Source organism: Streptomyces sp. NBC_00104 (assembly GCF_045160825.1).
GTDB lineage: Bacteria > Actinomycetota > Actinomycetes > Streptomycetales > Streptomycetaceae > Streptomyces.
In genome coordinates, this window is sequence record NZ_CP108215.1 from 9875323 (window position 1) to 9888532 (window position 13210).

The window sequence follows — 13210 nt, forward strand, 5'->3', positions numbered from 1 at the left end:
TGCAGCGGCCGAGCCTGGCCAGGGAGGGCAATGCCGATGGCGCAAACGTGAGGCCGGCCGCCGACCTGCCTCCCGGCGTCGTTCGGGAGCAGTGGCACAGTGGCGCGCGTCCACCGCGGTATGCGATGCGCCCTCTGATGCTGAGGAAGCAGGCTCCTCACGCGAGACGCCGACTGATCTCAGCAACGTCGGCAACGGATTCCAGGTTCTTGATCAGTTCGATGACGACCTCGACCTGTTCAGGCGGAGGAGGGCATGCCGCAGCGGCTGCGCAGTCCCGGAACTTTCCTGACAGGTCATCCCACGTGGTGGGCTTATCCGGACTACCTGGATAACCGGCCCCGTGCTTGGCGAAAGTCCGGCCGTCTGTGGTCGTCATCTCGATGCGCCCCGGAGGGAGTTCGAGCTTCCAGTCGAGGGAACTGTCCTCGACGGGGACGACCTTGGCGGCTGTGGCGCGGACTCGCCGGTCGCGGACTCCCTCCTCGGTGAAATGTGCGAGCCTGACCGACCCATGAACGGCTGCCAGTGCAATGAGGTACGGGAGGCTGAACTTTGCGTCGACAAGTGTCTGCGGCGCCCTTCGGACGTCCAGAGGGGTGCACATGAGGTTGTGGTAGTCCCCCACGAAGACGCGAATCTCCTCGATGGCTTCTGGCTCCAGGTCGTGTTCCGACATGAGCTCGATCGTCGCGTGAATATGGCTGTGCGATGTTCCGACCGAGGGCCAGGTTTTGTACAAGGTGCCTGCGCCTCGGTAGTCGCTACCGAGTTCGGCCAGCATCAGCTCGCGATCGTACTGACCAGCGAAGAAGGTGTTGAAGACGCCGACGGGGCCTTCGAACAGTCGGTCAACGCCAGTTAGGCCCTTTTCGGCCAGCAGCGCAGCTGTGACGGCGCCTCGCGCCGAGAATCCCGCATAGAGCGCCCTGAGGTCGCTGCCCGTGCCGGCGATGACTTCCATGACCCCGGCGGACTGCTGACTTGCGATGCCGAGCGCATGCTGGAGGGCGGAGCCAGACAGGCCCAGCACGCGGGACGCCGCGGCAGTCGCGGCGTAGATGCCGAGAACGCTGGACAGGTTCCAGTCCTTGCGCCATCCGACGTGGCACCGCAGGCGGGCGAAGATGTCCTGTCCGGCCGCGACGGCAGCGATCAGGTCGGCGCCGGTCACCGAACCCTTGCGCTCAGACACAGCCATGGCAGTCGGCACCACCGAACTCGCGGCGTGTTGACCCCAGGGCGTTTGGTCGTCGAAGTCCAGACAGTGAGCCAAGCCGCCGTTGGCGAAGGCGGCGTTCACCGCCGGGACCCGCAGACCCAGCCCCCATACAGACGCTTCGCCCCGACCGCCGTCCCCCTTCACCAAGTCAAGGAGAGCTTGGGCCGCCGGTTCCGCACCACTCGCTGCCAGGGCGACACCCAGGGTGTCGAGGATGCTCATCTTCGCCGCCTCGATCGCAGGGCTGTCCAAAGCCTCGATGGTGACGGTCGCTGCCATCGCTGCGAAGTGGTGAGAGGCGTCTTGTTCGGTTCCGGGCATGCCGCACCTCGTTCCGTGAGAGTGCAAGACACTTTACGATATGTCTATGGTCTGACAGTATCCCCGATGTGATAGTTGTGATGCCTGGTGAAGGTGCAATGTCCCAGGCTGGAGGGCGACCATGACCTGGACTTCGCAAACAAGGTGGCCTTCGTCGCCGGAGCGTCGAGCGGGCATTGGCCGCGCCGCCGCGCCGGCCTTCGCGCGCGCCGGTGCCTCGGTGGCAGCGGTCGACATCGACGAGGAGGGTGCAGCGGAAACCGTTCGCCAGATTGAGAAGGGCGGCGGAACCGCGATCGCGCTCACCTGCGACGTGACCTCTCAGGCGGCGGTCTCGGGAGCGGTCCAGGCGACCCTCGACAGCTTCGGCCGACTCGACGCAGCGTTCAACAACGCCGGGATCGAGCAGCCGGTCGCACCCCTGGCCGAGATCAGCGCGACCGACCTCGACCACTTGATCGCGGTCAACCTCAAGGGCGTCTTCCTGTGCATGCAGAGCCAGGTGCCCGCGATGCTCGCCGGAGGTGGAGGCACCATCGTCAACACCGCCTCCGGCGCCGGCGTGGTTGGTATCGCGGGCCAGGCCGTCTATTGCGCGACCAAGTTCGGGGTGGTCGGCATGACCAAGGCGGCGGCTCTCGACTACGCCGCGCTCGGTGTGCGGATCAACGCCGTGTGCCCCGGGATCATCCAGACCCCGATGATGGACCGATTCACTGGGGGCACCGACGAGGGCCGTGCCCGGGTTGTAGCGCAAGAACCAATCGGCCGGATGGGGTCCCCCGAAGAGATCGCCGACGCGGTCCTGTGGTTGTCGTCGGATGCGTCGTCCTTCGTCGTGGGCCACGCCATGGTCGTGGACGGCGGGCAGACGGTTTGACGCCGTCCAGCCCGAGAGCGGTTCGGACTCGACGAGAAAGAGATGTGGATGGCCAGGATCGGCTTCATCGGAGTGGGCGCGATGGGTTCCTCGATCGCCAGTCGGCTGGTGAACGGTCACGACCTCCTGGTCAGCGACCACAACCCTGCTGCTGCCGCGGAGTTGGTGACTCAGGGGGCTCGATTCGCGACACCGGAAGAGATCGCTGAGGAGTGCCGGACCATCTTCCTCTGCCTTCCCGGCCCTCTCCAGGTGAAGGATCTGCTGCTGGGCCCCAAGGGCCTGGCGTTCGGCCTCACAGCGGGAACGATCATCATCGACACCACCACGGGCACCCCCGCCACAGACGCGGAGTTGGTGGCAACGCTCTCGGAACGGCAGGTGACCTACGTCGACTCCCCGATCGCCGGTGGCGTGCGAAGGGCGCGCGAGGGAACCGCCACGCTCATGGTTGGTGCCGACCCCGATGTCTTTGCCGGGATCCAGGACCTGCTTCATGAAGTGACGACCGAGGTGGTCAATGTCGGCCCGGTCGGGTCGGGTCACGCGATGAAACTCGTCAACAACCTGCTCAACGCGTGCAACCGCTTTGCAGCGTTGGAGACCATCCGTCTGGGAGTCGCGGCAGGGATGAGGCAAGAGGTCGTCGTCGACGTCATCAACAGGTCGAGCGGCCGGAACTACGCCACGGAGTACACATTTCCGCAGCTGCTCTCAGGAGAAGCGTACAAGCCACAGGGGTTCACCCTCCAACTCATGCTCAAGGACGTCCGCCTGGCGAACGAGCTCGCGGAGGCCCTTGGCCACTCGACTCCGATCGGCAACCTGGTGCAGGAGTTCACACAGCAGGCGATCGAACGTTTCGGCCCCACCGCTGACCAGAGCCGGATGATGGCCGAGTGGTACGACGCATGACCGACACCGGACATACGAGCACGATGACGCCCGACGCAATGCTGATCGACGGCGAATGGCGTCAAGCCTCCGACCGGGGAACTTTCGAGTCCTTCAACCCTGTGACGGGGCTGGCGTGGGCAACCTGCCCACGTGCCACGAAGCAGGACGTGGACGACGCCGTCGCCGCTGCGCGCCGTGCCTTCGAGCACGGACCTTGGTCGACTTCCACCCCTCTCGAGCGAGCGCGTCTTCTGCGCAGACTCGGGGACCTTGTCAGCGAGCATTCCGAGGAGCTCGCCCGGCTTCAGGTCCAGGAGAACGGCAAGCTATGGCGTGAGGTCGCGGATCAGGCCAAGGCGCAGGCCAACGCCTGCTATTTCTTCGCCGGGCTTGCGGAGCATCCGATCGGCCATACCCTCGCCGTGAGCAATCCCGACATGCAGGCCTTCACGCTCCGCGAGCCGGTCGGTGTCGTGGCTGCGATCACCCCGTGGAACAGCCCCATCGCCCAGCTGATCGCCAAGCTCGCTCCCGCCCTGGCGGCCGGCTGCACTGTGGTTGCCAAGCCTTCGGAGATCACACCCGTCTCCACGCTCTATCTCGCCCGGCTGATCGAAAGAGCGGGATTCCCCCCGGGTGTCGTGAACGTCGTCTCGGGCGGCGGTAAGCGGGGCGCCACTTGGTGGAGCACCCACACGTCGACCACATCTCGTTCACCGGGTCCACCGCCGTGGGGAAGCAGATAGCGGCAACAGCCGGCTCCCGTTTGGCGCGGGTGTTCTTGGAACTGGGCGGGAAGTCCCCCAACATCGTCTTCCCGGACGCTGACCTTCCCAACGCCGTCAACGGAGTCATGGCGGGGATATTCGCGGCGACCGGGCAGACCTGTATGGCGGGATCGCGAGTGCTCGTTCACAACGACATCTACGACGAGTTCGCCGACGTACTTGCACAGCGGGCCTCGGAGATCAAGATCGGCGATCCGATGGACCCCGCGAGTGAGATGGGCACCGTCGCATGCCGGTCGCAGTACGACAAGGTCCTCGGTTACGTGGACATCGCCGTGCGAGAAGGCGCACGCCTTGTCACCGGAGGGAAACGTCCCGACGCTCCTTCGCTGAGCCGTGGCTTGTTCATTGCGCCGACCGTGTTCACGGAGGTCACGAACGACATGCGCATCGCACGGGAGGAGGTCTTCGGCCCGGTCGCGGCACTGATTCGCTTCCGGGACGAGGACGAGGCTGTGCAGATCGCCAACGACACCTCTTTCGGCCTCGCCGCCGGTGTCTGGACGAATGACGTGTCGCGGGCTCATCGACTGATCCGACGGCTCCGAGCCGGCACAGTCTGGATCAACAACTACCGCAAGGTCAACTACGTCGCCCCGTTCGGCGGCTTCAAGGAGTCGGGTGCCGGGCGAGAGAACGGCGTCGACGCGCTTCACGAGTACACCGAAGTGAAGACCGCGTGGATCACTACCGGGGGAACGATCAACGACCCGTTCAACCCACGCGCCTGACGAAGGGCGTACCCACTCAGGGAAGGTCCGAGGACGGGCCGTGGTCAGCACACATCGAAGCGGACGGAAACAGGAGCCACTGTGGATCTGAGCCTGAGAGGCAAGACAGCCCTGATCTCGGGAGCCAGCGCGGGCATCGGGCGAGAGACCGCGAAGACGCTGGCCCGCGAGGGAGTACAGACCATCGTGGTCGCCCGGCGAGCCCCCGAACTCGAGGCGTTGGCCGACGAGATTCGAGCGGAGGGTGATCCGGCACCCGTGCTGATCATCGACGACCTCCTCGATGACGGGGCCTTTGGCCGTGTCACAGCGAGACTCATGGACGAGTTCGGCGGCGTCGACATCGTCGTCAACAACCTGGGGCAGGCTCGACCGTTCGACCTGGAGACCACTGAGGCGGAATGGAGCGAAGCGTTCCGTCTCAACTTCACGACTCCAAGAAGGCTCACCACGCCATTCATCGCGGGCATGAGGGAACGGGGGTTCGGACGAATCGTCAATCTCACCGCGACATCGGAGCCGCAGCATGTAAGTGGCTCACTCACATCCAAGGCGGCCGTCCTCATGTGGGCGAAGGGCCTTTCCCGCCTGGTGGCAAAGGACGGCGTGACTGTCAACTGCGTCTCGCCCGGTTACCTGCTGACCGACCAGATCAAGAACAACTTCATCCCTCAGTTCGTCCCTACCGAAAAGGATCAGCAGGACTGGCTCGAGCGGGAAATCCCAACCGGGCGCTTCGGAGATCCCGCCGACGCGGCCAACCTCATCACTTTCCTGTGCTCTCCGCTGGCCGGGTACATCACAGGACAGCGGATCTATGTCGACGGTGGATGGAACCGGCACGTGTGACCGACATGGGGCCTGGCTCCGCGAACAGGGCTCCGGTGTCGTCGTGTGACGCCCGGTGAGTGGCGGCCTTGTCAGCTCGGTGGCGCCCAGGATCGCGGCTCGGTACGTGCTGCCAAGACCAGGGGTGCGCCCCGCGATTCGTGGAAGACCGTGCATGCCGGCGCATCTACGCTGATCCGGCGGGCCCTTGGCCAACTCCGTGAGCACCCGAGGCCGTATCCGATGAGGTCCCGCGCTGCTGGAGCGGCTGGCCGAGGTACCCCACCTATGAGGTCCACTCGGCGTACGGCACGAAGCCATCCAGCCGGTCAGCACTGCCGAATGCGTCCAGGTCGCTGCCCGTTGCGGCGATGAACTCGGCGCCCAGCTTTGCATCATGCAGAGCAGGCTGCGGGATACCTCGGCCGCAGGACGCTCGCGAACCTCGCCTCGATGAGGCCCGTCCAGCTCGGCGAGGGCCATTACGCCCTTCGCGTGGCGGCCCCATGGCAGCGTCGAGCTACTCGGTCGGCGTCATCGACCGCACACGCAGCTCAACCGCTCCGGGCCCACAGGGGGCGCAAGTTGGTGGCGATCCCGTCATCACTGGGCGGCAGCGCTTCCAGGTCCGGACGGACGCAGTCGAAAACGTGATCAGCCCCAAGAGCATGCCGCGCCTGTCAGTCACTGACTACCGCCCTCCCTCCTCGGTGTCTCGACCGCGGGCTCGAATCGCCAGCTGGTGCTGGGCATGAGGGGAAAGGCTTGCCAAGCAAGGTACAGTCTGACTATTGTCTGACTGAATCGCAGTATGTAAAATCTTTAACTATGGTCGGGAACGGCCCTGTCGATCGCAGCGCATCCTTAGGAGCGGCATGCAAGGGATCGTGTTTCGAGGCGAGCGCAAACTCGAACTGGTGACTCTTCCGGACCCGACACCGGGACCCGATGAGGTCATCGTCCGGATCGAGGCGTCGGGTATGTGTGGGTCTGATCTGCACATGTACCGCGGATCCAGGAGTGGGACGCACGGCAGGATCGCCGGCCATGAACCTGCCGGTGTGATCGTCGAAGCGGGCTCGGAGGTTCCCGGAAGCTGGCTCGGCCGGTCGGTCATGGTTCACCATTACTTCGGCTGCGGCAAGTGCGACCAGTGCCACGCCGGCTGGACCCAGATGTGCCGCAACGGAGCTGTGGCCATGGGTAACACCGCACACGGATCGCACGCCGACCTGGCCAAAGTGCCGCTCAGTGCGATCCTGCCCATGCCTGACGGTTTGTCGTACCTAGCCGCTGCGGCCATCAGTTGCGGCACGGGAACGGCCTGGGGGGCGCTCAAGCGCCTGAATCTGACTGGCGACGACACCATCGCAATCTTCGGTCAGGGCCCGGTCGGACTGGCCGGCACTCAGCTCGCCGTCGCCATGGGTGCCCGCGTGGTCGCCCTCGACATCTCGCCCGCCCGCCTGAAACGGGCGCACGAGTTCGGTGCGTGGCGGACGATCAACCCCGCGCAGGTGGAGTCGGTCGCCGACGCCGTCCGCGATGTCACCGGCGGCCGTGGCGTCTCGAAGAGCTTGGAGACCTCGGGCGCGTCATCCGCCGCGCAAGCCGCGCTGCACGTGTTGGACCTGTGGGGTGCCGCCTGCTGGGTCGGAGTCGGTTCGACCATCCACTTCGACCTCGCCGAGCACCTGTACAAGCAGATCACCGCGACGACTTCGTGGACGATGTCCATTCCGGCGATGGAGGCCTGCGCCAACTTCGTCGTCGAACGCGGCGTCGATGTCGATGAGCTCTTCACCGAGCGCTGGAAGCTCACTGATTACGCGAACGCCTATGAGCTGTTCGACAAGCAGACGTCGGGCAAGGGCGCCTTCATCCCGTAGTAACCCCCGCAAAAAGAACCGCCCATGACCGGTTGCCCTGATCAACGATTGTCGGCGACGACTTTGCAGCCACTCGTGTGATGGCGGCCTCTTTCCCCATCGGCCGGATGGTCATGTCGTAGATGCGGTGCGCGAGCCGTACTAGCGACCCAGAATGCGTTGCCGTGGTGGATCGGACATGGTGAACCATATCGACGTAACTGAATCGCTGCCAATCAGGGTAGCTTCCGTATTTGTCCGGACGATTCAACCAGAGCCACGTCAGTCGACGTGATGTACAGAAAGGGAAAAGAGGATGGAAGACCGCGTGCCCGAACTCTCCGGGAAGAATGTCCTCATCACTGGCGCCCTCGGCACAATTGGGCAGGCGCTGGTCGCCCGCTATGCCGAAGAGGGTGCCAACATAATCGCGCTGGATCGGCCGGACGCGCCCGATCCGCAAAAGGTACTGGACGGCATTGCTCAGGGCGTGCGTTATTTCGGCTCCGATCTGAACGACTTGGCCGGACTGGAGGCCAATGTGGCAGCGCTGGCCGACGAGGTCGGCGGAATCGACGTGCTGGTCAACAATGCAGCGCTGGTTATCTTCAAGCAGCACGATGAGTTCTCCATCCAGGAATACGAGGACCAGGTTCGGGTGAACTCATCGGCCGCCTTCGTCCTGTCACGTGTCTGCTCCCAGCAGATGAAGATGAAGCGCTACGGGAAGATCGTCAACATCACCTCGTTGACCCTGACAGGTCGATGGGACGGCTATGTGCCGTACATCGCCTCCAAGGGGGCCATGTACGGCCTGATCAAAGGGTTTGCCCGCGAGCTCGGTGAATACCTGATCAACGTGAACGGCATCTCGCCTGGTGCAGTCGTCTCGGAGGCTGAATTCCGGGACCGAGGTGAAAAGCGCGAAGAGTACCACCAGTGGATCCTCGAGAATCAAAGTATCAAGCGCCGAATCGAGGCCGTTGACATCGCCAACGCAGCCGTATTCCTGTCGACTTCGGTGTCGGACCTGATCTCTGGCCAGAACATTCAGGTCGACGGCGGTTGGTAGTCGGCCGAGAGAGGACTGGCGACCGGGTATCCTCAAGCCGTCCCGGAAGCGTTGTCGAGCCAGACAGTAAAGTCCTGCTGGAGTACGTGATCGCACCCACCGCGAGAGGGGCTCACTAGCCTCGAAATTTGTGACGGCTCGCCGGTTCGACTGGCGGGCCGTTTGGGTTTGTTCGGAGGTCGGTGGGCAAGTTGAGGGCCCCGTCTACCGCGTCGGATGGGCGCCGGGTTCCACGGCCCCGGCGGGGGTGATGCTGCTCGCATGGACGGCAGAGTGCTGGTCGGGCGGGTGCGGCAGGGCGGCGGGCGGCCGGCCCTGGTCGTTCATGATCACCTCGGTCCCGCCGGTGGGCTGTGAGGCGGAGGATGCGAAGGCGTCAGGTGACGATCATCGAATGGCGTGTTCTTGACAATTAACCTTTCCTGGCGCTTTGCCCGTCTTTGGTCTGTTCTTTGCAGGGATTGAGGCATCCAGGGAGGAAACTCTCCCTTCCGGAGACAGAGTGGGCGATGCGATTCTTTCGACGTGACCGGGCAGCGAATCCCTATACGGGGGATTCTGTTGTCAGCGGTTACGGCCAGGCGTGTCCCACCGATCGATGGCAACCGAACCGCCGCTGCGTTTGCGGGAGGTATTCCATGACTTGGGCAACCGGGCAATCGGTGCACCGCAACCGCAACCGCAACCGCAATCTGGGATCTCTGTCGAATCCGGGCGGTTTGCGCGGGGGTCGCATGCATGTTCACGAATGGCGGGGATCTGCTACTCGCCGCTTCTATCATCTGAGAAGTCTGAGGAGATCGACGAAGCATGATGACAAAACTCAGGGTTCCGCGACTCTGGCTGGCGCTGGCGCTGGCGCTTGCGCTCCTGGTGTCCGTGCCTTTCTTCGCTCAGGCCAGCGCGACTGAGCGCGGTACGGGTTCCCTCGTTGGCGTGTGGCGTATGACATCCTTGGAAGTCGGCACCGAGGGAAACCTTCAACCTGTGCCCTACTCCGGCCAGATCGTTTTCACCAAGTCCGGCACGATGTCGGTGCAGGCGATGAACCCTGACGCCAACGCTCCCGACACGCCATACACGAAGAACGGGTACGAAGCCTTCTACGGGGCTTTTACCATCGACAAAGCCGCCAGGACGTTCGTTGTGACCGTCGAATCGTCATTGGCGCGTGACCTCATCGGGCAGAGCCTGACGCGCGCGTTCCGAGTATCGGGCAACACCCTCGTCCTGACACCGCCGAATCCGGCAGAAGGCTGGCGCGCCACTTATCAGCGCGTCTGATCGAACAGGACCTGCTCACCAGGCCTCGATTGTTCATGAGTCCCCGTCAGATCTCTGACGGGGACTCTGTGGTGTCTGGGTGGTCAGTGAAGTTGATGTTCGGGGCGCGGTATTCGGCCTACCGCGGACCGGCTCGTTCATCGGCATGCCAGACCCCGCCCACGCCGAAGTAGAAGTTTCCACCGCCGCCCCAGGGGCGCGCGGTCCGGAACCAGTTCAGCAGGAGTGTGTGATGCTCCGCTTCTTACAGACTTTCGGTCGCCGAGACCGTCCACGTTGGGGACGAACGAGGACGTCATCAAGAATGTCCTGTAGTCGTCATGGCCAGGAGTGCTACTGATTGCGGTTGCTTCGCTGCGCGGGGTCGAAGGAGGCTTGGGCCCCAACCGCCGAAATGGACGGCTCGCCAGACGGTACAGGGGCGCAGTAGGTAGCCGTCGACGGTGCCGTGTCTGTGCGCGTACCACTCGATGGCCTGCCGCACCCGGGTCGTTGTTGACGTGCCGTCAGGTGAAGGTGCGAGGTTCCTTCCGCGGCTGTGTCGCCTGCGGGGTAAGTGGCAGCTTCGGGTCGGTCGAGTCCGCGTCCGCGTCGGCGCTCGGCCGTGCGAGCCGCGATGGCTCCGGGCAGCGTCGACGTAAGGTCGGCCACCCGGGGTGGCTACGGTCACAAGTCCGCCGTGAGCAAGACCCCGGCTGCATGGCCGAACTCAGCGGTGTGCCGCGCCGTCCGCTCCACGAGCGTCAGGGCAGGCGCCCCGGCCCCGTCGCCTGGAAATCGAATTCCAGGCAGCGAAGAATCCTCTGCTCGCACGTTTGTCATGCGGGGGTGCTCTGCGTGTTTCGTAGCGGTGCCGTCTGCGGTGCGCGACCATACGGACGCCGACATCACATTCATCGGCATGGTGCGTGGAATCACCGAGACAGAAAGAAGGACGACGTGTCCGGCAGCGAAAGCGAGAACCCGGCAATCGCCTCCCCGACCCCCACGGCGACTCGGCCCAGGACGAACCGGGACTGGTGGCCGAATCAGCTGGACCTTCAAATTCTCCACCAACACTCGTCCCGCTCCAATCCGATGGACGAGGACTTCGACTACGCGAGAGAGTTCGCGACCCTCGACCTCGACGCACTGAAGCAGGACGTCTTCGAGGTGATGACGACGTCACAGGAATGGTGGCCTGCCGACTACGGCCACTACGGGCCGCTCTTCATCCGGATGAGTTGGCACGCCGCGGGCACGTACCGCGTCGCCGACGGTCGGGGCGGTGGCGGCAGCGGCGCTCAGCGCTTCGCCCCCCTCAACAGTTGGCCGGACAACGCGAGCCTCGACAAGGCGCGCCGTTTGCTGTGGCCGGTCAAGCAGAAGTACGGACAGAAGATCTCCTGGGCCGACCTTCTGGTTTTCGCCGGTAACTGTGCCATGGAATCGATGGGGTTCAGGACGTTCGGGTTCGGATTCGGGCGAGAGGACATCTGGGAACCCGAGGAGATCTTCTGGGGGTCCGAGGACATCTGGCTCGGAGATGAGCGCTACAGCGGCGACAGGGAACTCTCCGCTCCCTTCGGTGCCGTGCAGATGGGACTGATCTACGTCAATCCGGAGGGGCCCAACGGCAATCCGGATCCGATGGCCGCCGCCCGGGACATTCGCGAGACATTCGGGCGCATGGCGATGAACGACGAGGAGACGGTCGCACTCATCGTCGGCGGCCACACGTTCGGCAAGTGTCATGGTGCGGTGGACCCCGCGTACATCGGTCCGGAACCCGAGGCCGCACCCGTCGAGCAGCAGGGTCTCGGCTGGCGGAACACGTACGGCAGCGGCAAGGGAGCCGACGCGCTCACCAGTGGGCTCGAGGGCGCATGGACCTCCGAGCCGACCAGGTGGGACAACGGGTACCTGGACAACCTGTTCGGATACGAATGGGAGCTGACGACGAGTGCCGCCGGTGCCAAGCAGTGGACCCCCACGGATCCTTCGGCCAAGGGCACGGTGCCCGACGCTCACGATCCGTCGAGGAGGCACGCTCCCATGATGCTGACGACGGACCTCGCGCTGAAGCTGGATCCGGTCTACGGCCCGATCTCGAAGAGCTTCCACGAGAATCCGGACAAGCTCGCGGTGGCCTTCGCCAAGGCGTGGTACAAGCTGTTGCACCGCGACATGGGGCCCGTCACGGGCTACCTCGGCCCGTGGGTTCCCGAGCCGCAGCTGTGGCAGGACCCCGTCCCCGAGGTCGATCACGAACTCGTCACGGACCAGGACATCGCTGCTCTCAAGAGCAGGATCGTCGCCTCGGGACTGTCCGTCTCCCAACTGGTCACCACCGCTTGGGCGTCCGCGGCGAGTTTCCGCGGCACCGACAAGCGCGGCGGGGCCAACGGGGCACGGATTCGCCTCGCGCCGCAACGGGACTGGGAGGTCAACCACCTGCCCGAGGTGGCGGAGGTGCTGCAGAGGCTGGAGCAGATCCAGCAGGACTTCAACCTCTCACATGCCGCCGGCACGAGGGTCTCGCTCGCCGACCTGATCGTCCTGGGCGGGTGCGCGGCCGTCGAGCAAGCCGCGAGGAACGCCGGTCACGACATCACCGTCCCGTTCGCACCGGGGCGTACGGACGCCTCGCAGGAACAGACCGACGTGGAGTCGTTCGCCGTGCTCGAACCCAGGGCCGACGGATTCCGGAACTACGTCCGCGCGGGAGAGAAGCTGTCGCCGGAGACGCTCCTGCTGGACCGCGCCAACCTGTTGACGCTGACCGCCCCCGAGATGACGGTGCTGATCGGCGGCATGCGGGTGCTGAAAACCGGCTACAAGCGATCCTCGCACGGCGCCTTCACTCACCGGCTGGCGGCACTGACCAACGACTTCTTCGTCAATCTGCTCGACATGGGCACGGAGTGGAAGACGTCGACTTCGGACGAGAACGTGTTCGAAGGCCGGGATCGCGCCACAGGCGAGCTCAAGTGGACCGCCACCGCGGTCGACCTCATCTTCGGCTCACACTCCCAGCTCCGAGCCGTCTCGGAGGTCTACGCGTCCCAGGACGCGGGAGACAAGTTCGTACGTGACTTCGTGGCCGCGTGGGACAAGGTGATGAACCTCGATCGGTTCGACCTCTCCTGAATCCGATGTCCCGGCCGGGGCGGTGACGCCGATCGCTCAGAGCTCCCGCAACGCTTCCACGGCGGGCACGCGCGCTCCACCCACAGCACGCGTGCCCGCCGTCCGGGGCTCCACTCGCACCACAGCGGCTCTGCGGCACCGTGGGGTATCCGACCTTGTTCCGGCAGCCGGAGAGCGACATCCGAGCAAT

At 64.6% G+C, this 13210-nt stretch carries 8 protein-coding genes and 1 pseudogene; 8 read left to right on the forward strand and 1 reads right to left on the reverse strand.

The features are described from left to right. Positions 1-157 precede the first annotated feature (157 nt). Positions 158-1543, reverse strand: a complete 1386-nt coding sequence (locus OG272_RS43205) for an MmgE/PrpD family protein (protein ID WP_327726592.1) — start codon at positions 1541-1543, stop codon at positions 158-160. Between the two features lie 121 nt (positions 1544-1664). On the opposite strand from OG272_RS43205, the gene OG272_RS43210 reads away from it, so the two are divergent. The 8 genes and pseudogenes from OG272_RS43210 to katG all read left to right on the forward strand — a co-directional run bounded on the left by OG272_RS43210 (position 1665) and on the right by katG (position 13020). Next, positions 1665-2423 (forward strand): glucose 1-dehydrogenase, encoded by a 759-nt coding sequence (locus tag OG272_RS43210; protein ID WP_327726591.1) that lies wholly within the window; start codon positions 1665-1667, stop codon positions 2421-2423. A gap of 42 nt (positions 2424-2465) precedes the next feature. Then, the gene (locus tag OG272_RS43215; protein WP_327726590.1) at positions 2466-3338 is read left to right on the forward strand and encodes an NAD(P)-dependent oxidoreductase; all 873 of its coding nucleotides are present in this window, start codon (positions 2466-2468) and stop codon (positions 3336-3338) included. A gap of 38 nt (positions 3339-3376) precedes the next feature. Then, positions 3377-4839 (forward strand): annotated as a pseudogene (locus OG272_RS43220) (aldehyde dehydrogenase). A gap of 81 nt (positions 4840-4920) precedes the next feature. Continuing rightward, a complete protein-coding gene (locus OG272_RS43225; protein WP_327726589.1) occupies positions 4921-5688 on the forward strand; it encodes an SDR family oxidoreductase in 768 nt (255 codons plus the stop codon). A gap of 854 nt (positions 5689-6542) precedes the next feature. Continuing rightward, positions 6543-7556 carry a zinc-binding dehydrogenase gene (locus OG272_RS43230; protein ID WP_405895829.1) on the forward strand — a complete coding sequence of 338 codons (1014 nt, stop codon included), beginning with the start codon at positions 6543-6545 and terminating at the stop codon, positions 7554-7556. A 295-nt stretch (positions 7557-7851) separates the two neighbouring features. Then, complete coding sequence (locus tag OG272_RS43235; RefSeq protein WP_326574303.1) at positions 7852-8607, forward strand: SDR family oxidoreductase; 756 nt, start codon at positions 7852-7854, stop codon at positions 8605-8607. An 810-nt stretch (positions 8608-9417) separates the two neighbouring features. Next, a complete protein-coding gene (locus tag OG272_RS43240) occupies positions 9418-9891 on the forward strand; it encodes a lipocalin-like domain-containing protein (RefSeq protein WP_405895830.1) in 474 nt (157 codons plus the stop codon). A gap of 939 nt (positions 9892-10830) precedes the next feature. Beyond that, a complete protein-coding gene (gene katG / locus OG272_RS43245; RefSeq protein ID WP_405895831.1) occupies positions 10831-13020 on the forward strand; it encodes a catalase/peroxidase HPI in 2190 nt (729 codons plus the stop codon). The last annotated feature ends 190 nt before the right edge of the window (positions 13021-13210 follow it).